Source organism: Acidisphaera sp. S103, assembly GCF_009765975.1.
Taxonomy (GTDB): Bacteria; Pseudomonadota; Alphaproteobacteria; order Acetobacterales; family Acetobacteraceae; genus Rhodopila.
On sequence record NZ_LMUJ01000092.1, the window covers coordinates 1 to 16,740 of the forward strand.

15 protein-coding genes are annotated in these 16,740 nt (G+C 64.5%); 5 read left to right on the forward strand and 10 right to left on the reverse strand.

Translation table 11 applies throughout. From position 1 onward, the window contains the following. Positions 1–152 precede the first annotated feature (152 nt). Positions 153–638, reverse strand: a complete 486-nt coding sequence (locus GSQ89_RS29710) for a MaoC/PaaZ C-terminal domain-containing protein (protein WP_254073425.1) — start codon at positions 636–638, stop codon at positions 153–155. 17 nt (positions 639–655) lie between these two features. Then, entirely contained in the window at positions 656–1,411 is a 756-nt protein-coding gene (locus GSQ89_RS29715) for an SDR family oxidoreductase (protein ID WP_158931732.1), read from the reverse strand. Positions 1,412–1,529: 118 nt separating this feature from the next. On the opposite strand from GSQ89_RS29715, the gene hmgA reads away from it, so the two are divergent. From hmgA to GSQ89_RS29730, 3 genes are read left to right on the forward strand one after another with little or no spacing between them, the layout of a single operon-like run. Further along, complete coding sequence (hmgA, locus tag GSQ89_RS29720; protein WP_158931733.1) at positions 1,530–2,858, forward strand: homogentisate 1,2-dioxygenase; 1,329 nt, start codon at positions 1,530–1,532, stop codon at positions 2,856–2,858. A 51-nt stretch (positions 2,859–2,909) separates the two neighbouring features. Further along, entirely contained in the window at positions 2,910–4,103 is a 1,194-nt protein-coding gene (locus GSQ89_RS29725; protein WP_158931734.1) for an ABC transporter substrate-binding protein, read from the forward strand. Positions 4,104–4,144: 41 nt separating this feature from the next. Beyond that, positions 4,145–4,897 (forward strand): DUF3750 domain-containing protein, encoded by a 753-nt coding sequence (locus GSQ89_RS29730; RefSeq protein WP_158931735.1) that lies wholly within the window; start codon positions 4,145–4,147, stop codon positions 4,895–4,897. A 3-nt stretch (positions 4,898–4,900) separates the two neighbouring features. On the opposite strand, the gene GSQ89_RS29735 is transcribed toward GSQ89_RS29730, so the two are convergent. Beyond that, positions 4,901–5,473, reverse strand: a complete 573-nt coding sequence (locus tag GSQ89_RS29735) for a hypothetical protein (RefSeq protein WP_158931736.1) — start codon at positions 5,471–5,473, stop codon at positions 4,901–4,903. 42 nt (positions 5,474–5,515) lie between these two features. On the opposite strand from GSQ89_RS29735, the gene GSQ89_RS29740 reads away from it, so the two are divergent. Further along, positions 5,516–6,736 carry an MFS transporter gene (locus tag GSQ89_RS29740; protein WP_158931737.1) on the forward strand — a complete coding sequence of 407 codons (1,221 nt, stop codon included), beginning with the start codon at positions 5,516–5,518 and terminating at the stop codon, positions 6,734–6,736. 131 nt (positions 6,737–6,867) lie between these two features. Here GSQ89_RS29740 and GSQ89_RS29745 read toward each other — a convergent pair whose 3' ends face one another. The 3 genes from GSQ89_RS29745 to GSQ89_RS29755 form a co-directional block, all read right to left on the reverse strand. Further along, entirely contained in the window at positions 6,868–7,221 is a 354-nt protein-coding gene (locus GSQ89_RS29745; protein WP_158931738.1) for a GxxExxY protein, read from the reverse strand. Positions 7,222–7,406: 185 nt separating this feature from the next. Further along, entirely contained in the window at positions 7,407–8,159 is a 753-nt protein-coding gene (locus GSQ89_RS29750) for a creatininase family protein (protein ID WP_158931739.1), read from the reverse strand. An 83-nt stretch (positions 8,160–8,242) separates the two neighbouring features. Then, positions 8,243–9,454, reverse strand: a complete 1,212-nt coding sequence (locus GSQ89_RS29755) for an LLM class flavin-dependent oxidoreductase (RefSeq protein WP_158931740.1) — start codon at positions 9,452–9,454, stop codon at positions 8,243–8,245. A 115-nt stretch (positions 9,455–9,569) separates the two neighbouring features. On the opposite strand from GSQ89_RS29755, the gene GSQ89_RS29760 reads away from it, so the two are divergent. Beyond that, the gene (locus GSQ89_RS29760; RefSeq protein WP_158931741.1) at positions 9,570–10,436 is read left to right on the forward strand and encodes an SMP-30/gluconolactonase/LRE family protein; all 867 of its coding nucleotides are present in this window, start codon (positions 9,570–9,572) and stop codon (positions 10,434–10,436) included. 298 nt (positions 10,437–10,734) lie between these two features. Here GSQ89_RS29760 and ligA read toward each other — a convergent pair whose 3' ends face one another. From ligA to lpxC, 4 genes are all read right to left on the reverse strand, one after another. Then, positions 10,735–12,810 (reverse strand): NAD-dependent DNA ligase LigA, encoded by a 2,076-nt coding sequence (gene ligA / locus GSQ89_RS29765; protein ID WP_158931742.1) that lies wholly within the window; start codon positions 12,808–12,810, stop codon positions 10,735–10,737. Positions 12,811–12,868: 58 nt separating this feature from the next. Further along, positions 12,869–14,584 carry a DNA repair protein RecN gene (recN, locus tag GSQ89_RS29770; protein WP_158931743.1) on the reverse strand — a complete coding sequence of 572 codons (1,716 nt, stop codon included), beginning with the start codon at positions 14,582–14,584 and terminating at the stop codon, positions 12,869–12,871. A gap of 33 nt (positions 14,585–14,617) precedes the next feature. Beyond that, positions 14,618–15,484, reverse strand: coding sequence for an outer membrane protein assembly factor BamD (locus GSQ89_RS29775; RefSeq protein ID WP_254073426.1), 867 nt, complete (start codon positions 15,482–15,484; stop codon positions 14,618–14,620). Between the two features lie 192 nt (positions 15,485–15,676). Next, the gene (gene lpxC, locus GSQ89_RS29780) at positions 15,677–16,627 is read right to left on the reverse strand and encodes a UDP-3-O-acyl-N-acetylglucosamine deacetylase (RefSeq protein WP_158931745.1); all 951 of its coding nucleotides are present in this window, start codon (positions 16,625–16,627) and stop codon (positions 15,677–15,679) included. Between the last annotated feature and the right edge of the window lie 113 nt (positions 16,628–16,740).

Here is a 16,740-nt window from a genome sequence, read left to right on the forward strand (position 1 = left end):
ATGCGCGACAATTGGTGCAAACAAATCAGGAAACCTGTTACCCATGTGCCCGGTCTGAAGTGTTACCAAGGTGCCCGGTTGTAGAGGCCTTCGCCCACCATGGCGGTGGTACAACGTTACCGACAGCTCAAGGGCCACATCCGTTGGTTTGATCAGCCGCCGGTGCCGCGTGCCTTCACCATGCGCAGCGGGTTGTAGGTGATGACAACCGAACCGTCCTGCTTCTTGACGCGGTTGAAGGTGCGGACCAGGCCGCGGTTCGGGCGGCTAGCGCTGCGGCGGCTTTCCACGACCTCGCACTCCACATGGATGGTGTCGCCGGCGAAAGTCGGGCCGGCAACGTTCAGTTCCATGTTCAGGAAGGCGAAGCCGGTGTGCTGCATGGTGGCATGCACCAGCAAACCCTCGGCGAAGGCGTAGACCATGGCGCCGGGGACGACGCGCTGGGTGATGTCGCTTTCAGTGCGCAGGAATTCGGTGTTGGAGAACAGCACCTCGGTCATGCCGGTCACGCCGATGAAGTTGACCAGATCGGCTTCCGTCAGGGTGCGGCCGATCGTGCGGAATTTGCGGCCGACCGGCAGGTCCTCGAAATACTGGCCCAGGCCCAGAACCTCGTATCCATCGATTTCCGTCACGGCGTTTTCCTTTTTCGTTACGACATAGTCAGGCCGCCGGATACGCTGAGCGTCTGGCCGGTGATGTAGGCGGCGTCATCGGATAATAGGAAGGCGATGGTGCCTGGATAGTCCTCCGGCTGGCCGATCCGCTTCAGTGGAACGGCACGCGCCATCGCCTCGCCCACCTTGGCACCGTCGGGCGTGCCGGCCTTGAATTCGTCGAACAATGGGGTGTCGGTCGGGCCGGGGCACAGAACGTTCAGGGTGATGCCCTTGCGGGCGACTTCACGAGCCACGGTTTTGGTGAAGGCGATGATGCCGCCCTTGCAGGCGGAGTAGACCGCTTCACCCGAGGACCCGACGCGCCCGGCGTCGGAGGATACGTTAACAATCCGGCCGAAGCCGCGCTGGACCATGCCCGGCAGGACAACATGGTGCAGATGCAATGGTCCATACAGGTTGATGCCGATGATGCGGTCCCACAGGGCCGTGTCGGTGTCCAGGAAGTTGCGGAACCGTTCCCAGCCGGCGATGTTGGCGAGGAAGTCGATCGGACCGATTTCGGTCTCGAATTGGGCTACAGTGGCTTCGACGTTGGTTCGGTTGGTGATGTCGGTGCGGGCGAACCACGCCCCGCCGGGGCAGCGCGCGATGGTGGCGGCGGCGCCGGCTTCGTCGATGTCCAGGATGCCGACCCGGCATCCTTCCTCGGCCAGGCGGATCGCCGTGGCCCTGCCGATCCCGCTGGCACCGCCAGTCAGCAGGACGCGACGGCCGGAAAGTCCCTTCATCGACGGTCTCCCTTGGTTCCTCTCACCGAAGGTATCGCACGATCCCACCCCGAACCAGGGTACTGGCGCCGGCGGCGGTGAGGGTGTGAGATCGCGGCGGGCAGGAAAGGATCGTCCCATGAACGACATCGCCGCGCTGTCGATCACGACCACCGGTTACCAGTCAGGTTTCGGCAACGGTTTCGAGACCGAGGCGCTGCCGGGGGCATTGCCGGTCGGGCGCAATTCGCCGCAGCGCTGTGCTTACGGGCTGTATGCGGAGCAGATCAGCGGATCGCCGTTCACCGCGCCGCGCGCCAGCAACCAACGCAGTTGGCTGTACCGCATCCGCCCGACGGTGGCGCATTGGGGCACCTTCCAGCCGGTCGATCCTGGCCTGTGGCGCACCGCCCCCTGCGCCGAAATCCAGGTCCCGCCCGCGCCGATGCGCTGGGACCCGATCCCGCTGGGCGATGAGGCGCTGACCTTTCTGCATGGGGTGCGGACAATCACCACGGCGGGGGATGCCGGAACGCAGGCCGGCATGGCAGCCCACGTCTACCTGGCGACGCGATCGATGACGGACGAATACTTCTACAATGCTGACGCCGAGATGCTGTTCGTCCCGCAGCAGGGCGCGTTACGGCTGCGCACCGAGTTCGGGATCATCGACATCACCCCGTGTGAAATCGCGGTGATCCCGCGTGGGATAAAATTCAGCGTGGAATTGCCGGGCGGGCCGGCGCGCGGCTATCTGTGTGAGAACTACGGCGGCGCCTTCACCCTGCCCGAACGCGGCCCGATCGGGGCCAATTGCCTGGCCAACCCGCGCGATTTCCTGACTCCGGTGGCGGCCTACGAAGACCGAGACACCCCCTGCCGCCTGGTAGTCAAATGGGGCGGCGCCTTGTGGCAAACGGACCTGGACCACGCGCCGCTGGACGTAGTGGCGTGGCACGGCAACTACGCGCCGTACAAATACGATCTGCGCCGTTTTGCCCCGGTCGGGCCACTGCTGTTCGACCATGCCGATCCCAGCATCTTCACCACCCTGACGTCGCCGAGTGAGACCGCCGGCACCGCCAACATCGATTTCGTCATCTTCCCGGAACGCTGGGCGGTGGCCGAAAACACCTTCCGGCCGCCCTGGTATCACATGAACATCATGAGCGAGTTCATGGGCCTGATTCAGGGGGTCTATGACGGCAAGACCGGCGGCGGCTTCGTGCCGGGTGGATTTTCGTTGCATAATACGATGCTGCCACATGGCCCGGACAGAGCCGCCTTCGACGCCGCCAGCCATGCCGACCTGAAGCCGCACAAGCTGGAAGGCACGCTGGCGTTCATGTTCGAGACCCGTTATCGGCAGAACGTCACCGCCTATGCCGCCGGCATCCCCCAGCGGCAGACCGCTTACGGAACGTATGGCAGCGCGCTGGCCAAGCGGTTCGATCCCAGCCGCCCGTGATTGCCGAAGGCGAACAAAGACCGCCAGAATAGCGGCCAGGAGGAATCGGGCATGCAGCGTAACACAATCGGCCGGCGTGCCGTGCTTGGCGGCGCGGCCATTGCACCGGCGTTCAGGGCAGCAGCGGCGCAAACTGGTCCGGTGCGGGTCGCGGTCCTGACCGATGAGAACGGCCCGTACACCGACAGCGGTGGGGTCGGGAACATCGCCGCCGCCCGTATGGCGGCACAGGATTTCGGTGGCGTGGTGCTGGGCCGGAAAATCGACATCCTGCACGCCGACACGCAGAACAAACCCGACGTGGCCGGGTCCATCGCGCGCGGCTGGTACGATTCCGGTGTCGATGCGATCATCGACCTGCCCGTCACACCGGTCGCCCTCGCCGTGCAACAAGTCGCTCGGGAAAAGGCCCGGACGGTGATGATCACCGCCTCGGCGATCAGCGAATTCACCTCGAAATTCTGTTCGCCCACCAGCAGCCATTGGGCGGACGATACGCATGCGCTGACCAGCGGTGTGGCCAAGCTGATGACCGGGCCGAACAGCCGCACATGGTTCTTCATCACGGTGGATTTCAGCTTCGGCACGGCGCTGGAATCGATGACCGCCAAGGCGATCGAGGCGAACGGCGGCAAAGTCATCGGCGATGTGAAATTCCCCATTGGCAACAGCGAATTTTCCTCGCAGATCGTGCAGGCGCAGGGGTCCGGCGCGTCGATCATCGGCATCGCCGCGGTGGGTGGCGACCAGGTCAACCTGATCAAGCAGGCGGCGGAATTCGGCCTGCGCAAGAACGGGGCCCGGCTGGCCGGCTACCTGGTCTATATCACCGACATCCATGCGCTGGGCCTTGACGTCGCCCAGGGGCTGAGCTTCCCGGCGAGTTTCTACTGGGACCAGAACGACGACTCGCGCGCGTTCGCCAAACGGTTCATGGCGGAACGGAAGGCGATGCCGACCAAGAACCAGGCGCTGAATTACGCCTGCACGCTGCATTTCCTGAAGGCGATGGCGCAGGCTGGCACCGACGATCCGATCGCCGTGAACAAGGCGATGCGGGCGATGCCGGTGGCGTATTTCGGCCGCCCCGCGACGTTGCGTGCCGATGGGCGGCTGTTGTACGACGTCACGTTGTATCGCGTGAAACGACCCGATGAGAGCCACTACCCGTGGGACTACTACACCGCGGTCGGCACGTTGCCGGCGTCGGATGCATTCCTGCCGATGAACCCCGTCTGCGCATAACGCGGGTTGTCGTTTCATCCCCCGGCGGCAATCTATGGGCTATGATCGCCCTCCTGAAAGCCTTCCTGGCGCTGTTCGCGCTGTTCTATGTCCTGCCCATTGCCGCCTCGGCGGCTCTGTATGCCGTTGGCGGGACCGGTGCAGGCTGGCGAACGGCGGACCGATCCAGCACCGGTGTCCTGCCGGACCCTGTTCGCCACCGGGCCGCGGTCGTGCGCGTCTTTTCCGCCAAGACCGTTCGGTGGCGCGGCATCCTTGCGTCGCATAGCTGGATCGTTGTTAAACCGGAAGGGGCGCCGTCCTATACCCGTTACGACTACACTGCCTGGGGCGAATGGCCGATCCGGGTCAATGGCTTCGAGCCGGATGGGCGCTGGTTCGGCCACGCCCCGCAAATCGTCTTCGCGGCGGACGGCGACGCCGCCGCGGCCCTGGTGCCGAGGATACAGGCGGCCATCGAGCGGTACACCTGGCGCAACCCCGGCGATTATCACGTGTGGCCTGGACCCAACTCCAACACCTTCGTCGCCGCCGTCATGGACGCCGTGCCGGACATGCGGGCGGCCTTGCCGCCGACGGCGATCGGCAAGGATTTTCCGTACGACGGAAAATGGCTCCGCCTGACGCCCGGCCGCACCGGCGTGCGACTGACATTCGGCGGCTACGGCGGCGTGACGTTCGGTTGGGTCGACGGGCTTGAGATCAACATCCTGGGGGCCGTGGCCGGCATCGACATCCGCCGGCCGGCGGTGAAGCTTCCCGGCCTCGGCCGGTTCGGCGTCGCGCCGACGTGATGCCTACGCCTCCATACCTCCGACGGCTTCGATGCGCACATCGTCCCGGTCCTCCCGCAGCGCTTCATCAAACGGCACCGATTTGTCATCGGGATTCTCTGCCATTTCCGCCACCGCGAACTCGACCGCCGCGACGATTTGGGCGAGGTTCACCGTCGCCACCGACGCGCCTTGCACCGGCGATCCCAGGAAATGCTTCGACCGCCAGGCCAGGTCGATGCCCTCGGGCACACCGGGGTCATCCAGCAGCACATCCAGCAGAACGATCCCTTCCGAGGACTGGTGGGCGGCCGCGATCGACGTCAGGCGCAGTACGTCGCCGGTTGTCAGCAGCAGCCCGAACGTCCCCCGCAATCCGATCATCCGGCGTCCCAGCCAGGCTGGCAGCAGGCCCGCGACCGTCTCCGGCTCCGTGATCCGCGTCCATGTCAATGCCTGGTCCTCCTCATTGCTGTTCATCCGCCGGCATATGGTGACGACGCGCTCGGACAAACGCCGCCCCGTCATCACGTCAAATTTCGCGACCGTGCCCATCGCGGTTTCGTCATCCGACACCATAAAGACAGCGGCCCCCATTCACGGCTGTTCGGCCACGTGCTTCCAGGAGAGTGAACGACAATGTCCGACACCGCGGACCGGCCCACGCGGGCGCAAATCCATGTCGTCCTCGCGGCCTTTCTGGGGTGGACACTGGACGCATTCGACTTTTTCATCATGGCATTCGTGCTGCGGGAGGTCGCTGCCACCTTCGGCGCCCCGATCGGCAGTGTCGCCCTCGCCATCACCCTGACGCTCGCATGCCGGGCGATCGGCGCGGTGCTGTTCGGGCGGCTGGCCGACCGTTATGGGCGACGGCCGACGCTGATGGTCAACGTATTGTGTTATTCGCTGCTGGAGTTCTGCTCCGGCCTGGCCCCGACGCTGGCGGTGTTCCTGATCCTGCGCGCGCTGTACGGCGTGGCGATGGGGGGCGAGTGGGGCGTCGGTGCCTCCCTGACGATGGAGAGCGTGCCGGCGAAGTGGCGCGGTACGGTATCCGGCCTGCTGCAGGCGGGATACCCCTGCGGCTACATGCTGGCCTCGGTGCTGTATCTGGCGCTGCCGTGGCTAGGATGGCGCGGGATGTTCATGGCGGGCGTGGTCCCGGCGCTGCTGGTGTTCTATATCCGCCGCACCGTGCCGGAGAGTCCGGACTGGCTGGCTCGCACCCAGCAGCAGCGCAAGGTCGGCATCTGGACGGTGCTGCGCCAGCACGCCGGGCTGGTCGTGTTCGCCGCCATCGTGATGATGGCGTTCAATTTCTTCAGCCATGGGTCGCAGGATCTGTATCCCAGCCAGTTCCTGGGGGCTCAGCATCATCTTGCGGCGGATCGGATCTCGCTGATCACCATCGTCGGGAATGTCGGCGCCATCCTGGGCGGCATCGGCTTCGGCACGCTGTCGCAGCGGATCGGGCGGAAATGGGCCATTGTGATCGCGGCGTTGCTGGCACTGCCGGCGCTGCGCGTGTGGGCGTTTTCGACCACGCCAGCGATGCTGGGGCTGGGCGCGTTCGTGATGCAGGTGTGCGTGCAGGGGGCGTGGGGTGTCGTGCCGGTCTACCTGAACGAACTGTCGCCGGCATCGATCCGCGGCACGTTCCCGGGTCTGGTTTACCAGTTGGGCAACTTCCTGGCAGCAGCGAACGCCAACATCCAGATATGGCTGGCGGAGCGGTTCGACGGCAATTACGGCATGGCACTGGCGATCGTGGTTGGGATCGTGGCGGTGGTGATCGCCGTTTCGGTGGCGTTGGGACGGGAGCCGAAGGGCACGCGGATGGGGTCTGATTCGGTCTAGGAACAGCGGCGTTCGGCCATGTCGTATTGGCGGCCATCGCGGGTTTTCGATTTGGTTCTGTGATGGTGGCTTTTCGTTTTTTGAGGCGGATGACGCGGGATAAGGGGGGATAAAGGGGATTCCTTTTGTGATCAGGCTTGGGCGGTGATGCGGCGGATTTCAACTTTGGGTTGGCCGCAGCTGATCAGCAGGCATCGGAGCTTGCCGGTCGCCCGTAAGTCGTTTCGGTTTTGCGAGGTGTACACGTCGCTCAGGGCGCCGACGACCTTGAGTTCGATGATGACCTGATCCTCGACTATCAGGCCGGCGGTGTGTTCATCGACAATTACGTCGTCGTAAAAGACCACGGTGCCACGCTGCTGGACGACACCTAACCCGGACTTTCGTATGTCGTGGGCAAGGGCGTTCCTATAGACCCTTTCGATGAACCCATGACCGAGCCCATTGGCGCCCCTGAAAGCGCAGCCGACGATCCGTTCACTCACCGGCGAAACAACCGCGAATCCCCTTCATCCATCTACATCCCGCGTCATCCGCCTTAAAAGCCTGCCGTGGCGTCGATGACGACACCTGGTGGGAGGCGAATCTCCTCCGGCGATCTCAGCATTCCCCCTCTCGCCCGCGCGGCCGAGAGGGGGTCACATTTCCCTTGGGTTCGGGCTCGTCCGGCTCAGGCATTCTCCCCGACAAACGCTGCATATGTCTTCGCCAATTCCGGCACGGCAGTGTCGAAGAACCGCTGTCCTTTCTCCGGCGTGGCCAACCCGGGGTTCGATCCGATCCGGCCGTCCGGAAAGCGCCGGCGGTAATCGGCCGGACCATGGAACCGGCCCGAGGGCGCCCGAGCGGGATCGAGTGTCGCCTGCTTGATGGTTTCCGGCAGGGCGTATTGGGTCAGCGCGACCTCACTGGCTGTCGCATGGCTGCCTTCGTCGTCGCCGAACACTTCTTTCGCCAGGTCGCTCATCGCGCGCCCGTCCCACCAATTGGCCAGCCGGCACCGCAATTCGTCGTTGCGCGCCGTGCCGAATGCGCCCTCGAACGCGGCGTAAATCTCGGAGAATGCCGCCTGGACGGTTGCGATGTTGCCGCCGTGGCCGTTGATGAACAGAAAGCGGCGGAAACCATGCCGGGCGAGGGACAGCACATAATCATGGATGATCGCGATCAGGGTGGAGGGCTTCACGGTCATCGAACCGGCAAAACCCATGTGGTGCACGGCGATACCCACCCCGATCGTCGGCCCGACCATGGCGCCGGCCGACTCCCCGACCGCGCGGGCAAGCACCTCCGCGCAAATCGCATCGGTGCCGATCAGGCCGTTGGGGCCATGCTGTTCGGTCGAGCCGATCGGCAGGATGATTCCTTTGGACCGGGTCAGGTAGGTCTCGACTTCCTGCCAGGTCTGGTGCTGCAGCAGCATACGCGCTCTCCTAAAATGGGTCCGTGACGGCGATCATCCGGCCATGACGTGGCGTCGATCCACCGCATCACAAGCGAAGTCCTTCATTCCGCCGCCTTCGTCACGGCGGCTTCGGCAATGGGAACGCGCGTGACCTGATGCGCCTGCAACCGAGGCATCACTTCGCGCCCAAAACGACGGATCTGTTCCAGGAACATATCGTGCGGCATGGATCCGCGGTTCAGGCTCACCAGCAGCGTGTTGGCGCCTGTCTTGTCCGCCTCGGCGATCAGGCGTTCGGCTACTTCATCGGGCCGGCCCCAGGGCATGTGTTCGGCGCGCTGCTCGACATCCGCCATGGTCATGTTGCGGAAGTCTTCCCGCGAATGCGCCGCCTGCTTCAGGTTTTCCTGGCGGACGTAATCGGTGGAATTGGCGCTGACGTAGCCATGTTCACGCTGGATGGCGGTTTCGGTGAAGTTACCGTGACTGAACAAGGTGCGGTTGAAATACAGATGGTAGGGGCCGTTTTCCTTTACCGCCTGAGCCTTGCTGTCGGCGACATAGGCACTGACGCCGATCGACAGATGATCCGGCGTCACGGTCCGGCCATGCCGAGCCTGAATGGTGGCGTAGAGGCGGATGATGTCCTCGCGCAGGCCGCCGGGTGCGAGACCGGGCGTGATGGGAATATTCTTGCGGGCGGCAAATTCGATGGATTCGCGGCTGCCGACGATCGGCATCCATACCGGCGGCCCAGGCTGCTGCACCGGACGAGGCCAAAGCGCCACATCCTTGTAGGACCAATACTTGCCGGTGAACGAAAACACGTCGTCGGACCAGGCGCCAAGAATGATGTCGTAGGCTTCCTCGAACCGCTCCCGCGACAGCGCCATGGGCACGTTGTGGACCTGGTACTCGCGCGGGATGCCACGCGCGAAACCCGAGATCAGCCGCCCGTTGGACAGGCAGTCGATCATCGCCAGTTCTTCGGCGAGGCGCAGCGGTTCGTGCAGGGGCAACAGATTGCCGTAAATCAGCAGTTTCAGGCGTTTGGTGCGCTGCGCCGCCGCGGCCGCCATCAGGTTAGGCGAATTCATCAGCCCGTAGGGCGAGGTGTGATGCTCATTAAAGCCGACACCGTCGTAGCCGAGGCGATCCATTTCTTCCCAGGCCTGAAGATGTTCCTCGTAGGTGCGGACAGCCGTGGCGGCGTCGAAATGCGCCTTGCCCAGCGGGTAGGGCAGTTCGCTGCCAACCTTCAGGTGGTCGAGATGCCGGTCATAGGCCAGCAGATCGAAGACGAAGACCTTCATCGCGACGCTATCTCCCCATCGTTCTGGGCAGGTGTGGCAGATCGGCGCGGATGTGTGAAGGTTGGCGCGCTGACCGGGGCGGTGTTTACTGCCGACAGCCAAAACGGAGGAAGCGATGACCACATTGTCCGATGTCCTGGAAACCACGGCGCTGGAACGCGTTGCGTCCGGGTTCGTCTTCACCGAGGGGCCGCTGTGGCATCCTGATGGCTTTTTCTACTTCGTCGATGTGCGGAGCAACGTGCTGTATCGCATGGTGCTGGGGCAACCGGCGGAGAAAGTCCGGGACACGCTTGGCGGCAATGGCACGACGTTCGATTTGCTCGGGCGCCTGGTCAATTGCGAAGGCGATGGACGGCGGGTAACGCGGACTGAAAGCGATGGAACCGTATCGGTCCTGCTGGATCGTTTCGAGGGGAAGCGGCTCAATCGCCCCAATGACGTGATCTGCCATTCCGATGGATCGTTGCTGTTCACCGATCCCAGCCTGCGCGTTCCGTTGGCCGAACGGGAACTGGACCAGGCGGGGATCTACCGGATCGCACCCGATGGCGGTGTCTCCCTGGTGGCTAAATTCGAGTACCCGAATGGCCTGGCGCTGTCGAAGGATGAGCGCACGCTGTATGTCGCGAACACGCGGTGGACCCAGTATATTCATGCGCTGGAACTGGATGCTTCGGGCAACATGGTGCGGCGACGGGTTTTTGCCGATATGTCGGCTGACGGAACGAACGGCGTTCCCGACGGGATGAAGGTGGATGAAGCGGGACGCGTGTTCTGCACGGGCACCGGCGGCGTCTGGGTGTTTGAGCCGGACGGCACGCGGATCGGCATCATCGAGACGCCGGAGGTTTGCGCGAATATCAGCTTCGGCGGTCCCGATCTGCGGACGTTGCTTCTGACGGCTTCTACATCGGTGTACACGGTGCGGGTCAGGATGCCGGGGTTGCCGCACCCTTGGTACAAGGTTCGGGGATCGTAGAACGGTTCTTGCCGGGTCGGGTGGTGCGAGCAAGCGTGTCGTTGTCTATCCGTTAACGGCACGTTGCTCCCCATACGCTATGAATGATCTCGTTATGCATCCGTCATGGCCGGGCGTGTCCCGGCCATCCACGCTTCGCCGGCCGGTGCGAAGATGGCCCGGCATCTCTATCCCGATGCCTATGGGATACGTCCGGCCATGACGGCGAAAGAGGCGTAGCGGGGGATTGCCGCGGCGCTTTGCTCCTCGCAATGACAAGGAGACATGGCCGGGCGTTGGTTGGGATCGGCGACGATTGCTACCCGACGTGTTCCCGCCATTCGGCCTCGGTCATGGTGCGGACACCGAGTTCCACCGCCTTGCGGGCTTTCGATCCAGCGTCGGCGCCGACGACCACGATGTCGGTCTTCTTCGATACCGAATCGGTTACCTTCGCGCCCAGCGACTCCGCTCGGGATTTCGCTTCCGGGCGCGTCATGGTTTCCAAAGTTCCGGTGAATACCACGGTTTTTCCGGCGATCGGGCTGTCGGCGGCGTCGGCCTTGGCGGCCTCCTGAATGGTCAGTTCGGCGGCGAGTTCGTCCAGGGCGGCGATGTTGCGGGCCTCACCAAAGAAGTCCGTCAGTTCCTCGGCGATCGTGGGGCCGATGCCGCTGATGCTGCCCAATTCCAGCCGTTCGTCCGATCCGAGCTGGGTCGCGGCCAGCATCTGAGTCCGCCAGTTGGCGAAACTTCCGTAGTGACGGGCAAGCAGTTTGGCGTTCGTGGCGCCGATCCGCCTGATGCCGAGGGCGTAAATAAACCGCTCCAACGGCACGGTCTGCCGCGTCCTGATCGCTCGGGACAGGTTGGCCGCCGACAGTTTGCCCCATCCCTCGCGCGTCGCGATTTCTGCCTCGCGTTCCGGCAGCTTGAACAGGTCGGCGGGACCGTGCAGCCAGCCTTCGTTGTAGAATTCCTGGATGGTTTTCTCACCGAGACCATCGATGTCGAAGGCAGGGCGGGAGACGAAATGGATCAGCCGTTCGACCCGTTGCGCCGGGCAGATCAGGCCGCCGGTGCAGCGCTTGACGACTTCGCCGGGCGGGCGAACGGCGTGGCTGCCGCAGGCCGGGCATATGTCGGGGAAAACGTAGGGGGTCGATCCTTCCGAACGGCGGTCGGTTACCACGGAAACGATCTGCGGGATCACGTCCCCGGCGCGTTGCAGCACCACGGTGTCACCGATGCGGATGTCCTTGCGGGCGATTTCATCTTCGTTGTGTAAGGTTGCACGAGCAACAAGGACCCCGCCGACGTTGACGGGTTCCAGTTCGGCGACGGGGGTCAGTGCGCCGGTGCGGCCGACCTGGATGCGGATGTCCCGCAGCACGGTCGTTGCCTGCTCCGCCGGGAACTTCCACGCCGTCGCCCAGCGTGGGGCTCGGCCGACGAAGCCCAGGCGGCGCTGCAAGGCCAGGTCGTCGATCTTGTAGACGACGCCGTCAATGTCGTAGCCCAGGCCGGATCGTGCCAGCCCGATTTCACTCTGGAATGTTTCGGCATCGGCTTCGCTGCCCAGGCGTTTCGACAGCGGGTTAACGTCGAAGCCCCAGACTTTCAGTCGTTGCAGATAATCCCAATGGGTGGTGGCGACGGGCTCGCTGCTTTCGCCCTGGGCATAGGCGAACAGCGACAAGGGCCGGCCGGCGGTGATCTTGACATCCAGTTGGCGCAGGCTGCCGGCGGCGGCATTGCGCGGGTTGGCGAAGATCTTGGCGCCGGCCTCGGCTTGCGATTGATTCAGAGCCAGGAAATCGGCCTTGGTCAGGAAGACCTCGCCACGAATTTCGATGAAGGCCGGCGCCTCGCCGTGAAGCCGGTCGGGCACCGATTTCATGGTGCGAAGGTTGGCGGTGACGTCCTCACCTTCCGTGCCGTCACCGCGGGTGGCGCCGCGCACGAAATGGCCATGCTCATAGGTCAGGCTGATCGACAAGCCATCAATCTTAGGTTCGGCGACGAACACCAATGGTTCAGTACGACCAAGAAACCGTTTGGCCCGTGTGCAGAATTCAGCGAACTCAGTGGCGTCGAAGACGTTGTCGAGCGACAGCATAGGCACGCGGTGACGGATTTTCGCAAAACCGGATTCGGGCGCTCCGCCGACACGACTGGATGGGGAATCGGGGCGAATCAGTTCGGGGAAGCGGACTTCGATCGCGGCGTTGCGGCGGCGCAGGGCATCATAATCGGCGTCGGTGATCTCCGGCGCATCGTGGGTGTGGTAGGCCGCGTCGTGATGGGCGATCTCTTGCGCCAGGCGCGCGAGTTCCTCGGCGGCTTCGGCTTCGGTTAGGGATTCGATCGTGGTTTGATGGGTGGGTTCTAACATAGGGCGACTGATCGGTTGGTGGACCTGCCGAATATTCTACCGTCACGGCCGGGCGGTCTCATACCAGCAACCCCTGCGTCGGGCGCTGCCCTCGCAGCAGGTCGTCGGCAGCCGCTCGGGCTGCATCCGAAATGATTTCACCTGCAAGCATCCTGGCGATTTCCTCTCGGCGGTCCGGCGGCGCCAGATGCTCCACAGTCGTCGCGGTGCGGTCGCGGGCGGCGGCTTTTGCCACACGCAAATGGGCCGCTCCGCGCGCGGCGACCTGCGGACTGTGAGTCACGACCAGCACCTGAACCCCCTCGGCGACACGCACCAGACGTTCCCCCACAGCGGCAGCCGTTGCGCCGCCGATGCCGGAATCCACCTCGTCAAACACCAGGGTCGGGACGGCGGAACCGGCGGACAGCACCACTTTCATCGCCAGCATCAGGCGTGACAACTCCCCGCCCGAGGCAACACGCGCGAGGGGGCCGGGTTCCTGGCCCGGATTGGTGGCGATCAGGAAGCGCACCTGGTCGGTTCCGTTCGGCCCCCAGGCGGTATCGGGCAGCACACCGACCTCGGCGAAGAAACGTGCCTTGTCCAGGCGCAGCGGCGGCAGTTCCTTCGCGACCGCCTTTTGCAACTTGCCGGCCGCGGCATGACGCGCCGCCGACAGCGCCTTGGCCGCCGCGACGTAACGATCGCGGCCATCCCGGGCGGCTTGCTCCAGCACGGTGATCTCGGCCGCCCCGTTTTCCAGGGCACCAAGCCTGGCGGCCAGGGTGTCCAACAGGGCTGGCAGGTCGGGAACCGCGACGCCGTGTTTGCGGGCCGAGGCGCGCAGGGCGAACAACCGTTCCTCCGACTGTTCCAGCAGCCTTGGATCGACGTCGGCATCTGCGATCAGGCGCGTCAGCAGGGTTTCCGCCTCGGCCAGTGATTCCTCGGCCCGTTCCAGTGCGGCCATGGCGGGATCGGCGGGATTGCCGCCTGCCTCGGGCTGGCCGGATGGCGCCAGGCGCTGCAATGACCGGACGGCGGCGCGCAAGGAAGCAGCGGGACCCGAATTGCGTCGATCGCGCGGCGTCAATTCGGCCAGGGCCGCGGCGATCGCCTCTGCCCGCCGTTCACTTTGTTGCAGGCGTTGCCGTTCACGCGCCAGGGTTTCTTCCTCGCCGATTCGGGGCGCCAGGGTGGCGAGTTCTTCGACCGCGTGACGCAACCATTCCTCATCCCGTTCGGCGGCGGCGATGGCGTCCCGGGCCTTTTCCAGAATGGCGAGGGCATCCCGCCAGACGCGCCATGATTCCGCGACGGCCGTTCGGAGTGTCGCGGGCACGCTGAAGGCGTCCAGCAGGCCGGCGTGGCTGGCGGGATCGGCCAGGCTCATTTGCTCGTGCTGGCCCTGCACTTCCACCAGCAGCGCGCCGATTCGGCGCAGCAGGCCGACGCCCACGGGGTGGTCGTTGACGAAAGCGCGCGAGCGTCCGTCCTTGGTGACGATCCGGCGCAGCACGATCTCATCCTCGGCGGCCAGGCCGTGTTCGTCGAGCACGGCCATGACCGAATGGTCGTCGGGTGGGGAAAAGCAGGCGGTGACGCTGGCTTGTTCGGCGGAAATGCGCACCAGGCCGGTTTCAGCCCTGGCGCCGAGGGCGAGGCCGAGACTGTCCAACAGGATGGATTTGCCGGCGCCGGTTTCGCCGGTCAGCACGGTCAGGCCATTGCCAAAGGCGAGATCGAGGCGCTCGATCAGCACGACATCGCGAATCGACAGCGCGGTCAGCACGCCGCGTTGCTCACATTTCTTAACAAATGGCGGTCAGAACACCGCATGCCAGGCACGGGAGAAGAAGCCGCGCGACGGAGGCTGGTCGTCTGGCGTTTGGCCGTTGTTGTGTGCCACCCCGTCTGCCACAAGCTGGCGGTAGCTGTCGCTGTACCAGTCGCTTCCCGGGTAGTTGTATCCCAGCACCGCGGCAGTTTTGCGGGCCTGGTCCTTCAGGCCGAGGGCCAGGTAAATTTCGGTCAGGCGGGCCAGCGCCTCGGGCACGTGGTTGGTGGTCTGGAAGTCGTCCACCACGCGCTGGTAGCGGCCGATCGCCGCCTCATAGAGATGCTGCTTCTGGTAGAAGCGGCCGACCTCCATTTCCTTGCCGGCCAGATGGTCGACGCACAGATCGATCTTCAACTTGGCGTCGCGGGCATAGGCGGAGTCGGGAAACCGGGTCACCACCTCACGCAGCGCATTCATCGCCTGTTCGGTGCCCTTCTGGTCCCGCTCGATGTCGGCGATCTGCTCATAATAGCAAAGCGCTCGCAGGTAGTAGGCGTAGGCAATGTCGCGATGCACCGGGTGCAACTGGATGAAGCGGTCGAGGATGCCGATCGCGTCGGTGTATTTGTTCTGCAAATATGCCGAGTAACCCGACATCAACTGGGCGTTCACCGCCCAGGACGAGTAGGGATAGTTCTGCTCCACAGCATTGAACTGATCGTCGGCGGTGGTGAAGCGGCGGGCGTTCAGCGCGTCCACGCCGTTATTATAGATCTCATCCACCGGGCCGGTGGTGGTTTCCGTCGTCTTGGGTTTGTCGCTCGACGAACCGCAGCCGGACAACAGCGGCAGAAGCAGCGTCATCCCGAGGAAAAGGCCGCGCGGAAAGCGCCGGGGAGGTGTGGAATGCATGGGGCGACTCTCGTTCATCGCTAGGCTTATACCATGCCATCGCGATCCGCGAATACGGGGGTTTATCGGTGCCCGGCGCGAGGGGAACGCCAGAGCATGATCGCGCTAAGCGGAACGTCCAGAGCGCGTGAATCATACGATCAAACAAAGCGTTAGAGCGTTTTCTCCCTGCACAGTCAGGGAGAAAACGCTCTATGCCGCGGCGGCGAGGGGGTCGGTGGCCACGACGCGCCAGGCGGCGGCATCGGCGAACAAGGCCCGCAGCAGGCGATTGTTCAAGTCATGGCCGGTGCGGTGCGCCACGTACCGGCCATGCAGCCGGCCGCCGGCCAGTGCCAGGTCGCCCACGGCATCGACCAGCTTGTGGCTGGCGAATTCGTTATCCATGCGCAGGCCGCCGGGATTGAGGATATCGGCGCCATCCACGACGATCGCGTTGTCCAAGCTGCCGCCGCGGGCCAGGCCGGCGGCCTGCAACTGCTGGACGTCCTCGGCATGGGTGAAGGTGCGGGCCGAGGCGATTTCGTGGCGGAAACTGTCGGGCGTCAGGCACAGGGAAGCGGACTGGCGGCCGATGGCGCTGGCGGCGAAATCGATCGAAAGGTCCATCTGCAGCACCGGGTCCGTGGCACGCCCCGCCGGACCCAGCGGCCGCAGCTCGGCCCAGGCCTTTCCGGCGGTGACGCGGACGGTGCGGCGGATTTCGACGACGCGGCGTGGAGCGTCCAGTTCCACCGATCCGGCGCAATCCAGCAGGAACAGGAAGGGAGCGGCGGAGCCATCCAGGATGGGGATCTCCGAATCGTCCACGTCGATCAGGGCGTTGTCGATGGATAGCGCGGACAGCGCCGCCATCAGATGCTCGACCGTGCCAACCCGGACGGAGGGCATGGTGGGATCGGCCAGCACGGTACACAGGCGGGTGTCGGCCACGTGGTCGAAGCGGGCGGCGATCTTGCGGTCCAGGTCGGTGCGGCGGAAGACGATGCCATGATCGGCGGCGGCGGGGCGGATGGTCAGATTGACGCGGCGGCCGGAATGGACGCCGATGCCGACGCAATCGATCGCCGCTTTCAGGGTGCGTTGCCGCCACCCGAAAGAGGTGCCTGATTGGGCAAGCGGCAGTCTGGCCAGACCATCCATCAAGGGCATCCCGTGTGGTACCGGCGAGAATGCAGGTACGTGAATACTGGTTAACCCGTTCCGGTGGCCGCGCCGAGTCAATGATTGTTGCCCGGTGTTACGCACCAAGCTGT

What these genes read in the sequence shown, in the direction of transcription:
- GSQ89_RS29715 (WP_158931732.1), bottom strand. Translation starts at nt 1,411, where the DNA reads ATGAAGGGACTTTCCGGCCGTCGCGTCCTGCTGACTGGCGGTGCCAGC.
- ligA (WP_158931742.1), bottom strand. Translation starts at nt 12,810, where the DNA reads ATGTTAGAACCCACCCATCAAACCACGATCGAATCCCTAACCGAAGCC.
- hmgA (WP_158931733.1), top strand. Translation starts at nt 1,530, where the DNA reads ATGAACGACATCGCCGCGCTGTCGATCACGACCACCGGTTACCAGTCA.
- GSQ89_RS29735 (WP_158931736.1), bottom strand. Translation starts at nt 5,473, where the DNA reads ATGGGGGCCGCTGTCTTTATGGTGTCGGATGACGAAACCGCGATGGGC.
- GSQ89_RS29740 (WP_158931737.1), top strand. Translation starts at nt 5,516, where the DNA reads ATGTCCGACACCGCGGACCGGCCCACGCGGGCGCAAATCCATGTCGTC.
- GSQ89_RS29730 (WP_158931735.1), top strand. Translation starts at nt 4,145, where the DNA reads ATGATCGCCCTCCTGAAAGCCTTCCTGGCGCTGTTCGCGCTGTTCTAT.
- GSQ89_RS29755 (WP_158931740.1), bottom strand. Translation starts at nt 9,454, where the DNA reads ATGAAGGTCTTCGTCTTCGATCTGCTGGCCTATGACCGGCATCTCGAC.
- GSQ89_RS29725 (WP_158931734.1), top strand. Translation starts at nt 2,910, where the DNA reads ATGCAGCGTAACACAATCGGCCGGCGTGCCGTGCTTGGCGGCGCGGCC.
- GSQ89_RS29760 (WP_158931741.1), top strand. Translation starts at nt 9,570, where the DNA reads ATGACCACATTGTCCGATGTCCTGGAAACCACGGCGCTGGAACGCGTT.
- GSQ89_RS29750 (WP_158931739.1), bottom strand. Translation starts at nt 8,159, where the DNA reads ATGCTGCTGCAGCACCAGACCTGGCAGGAAGTCGAGACCTACCTGACC.
- lpxC (WP_158931745.1), bottom strand. Translation starts at nt 16,627, where the DNA reads ATGGATGGTCTGGCCAGACTGCCGCTTGCCCAATCAGGCACCTCTTTC.
- GSQ89_RS29775 (WP_254073426.1), bottom strand. Translation starts at nt 15,484, where the DNA reads ATGCATTCCACACCTCCCCGGCGCTTTCCGCGCGGCCTTTTCCTCGGG.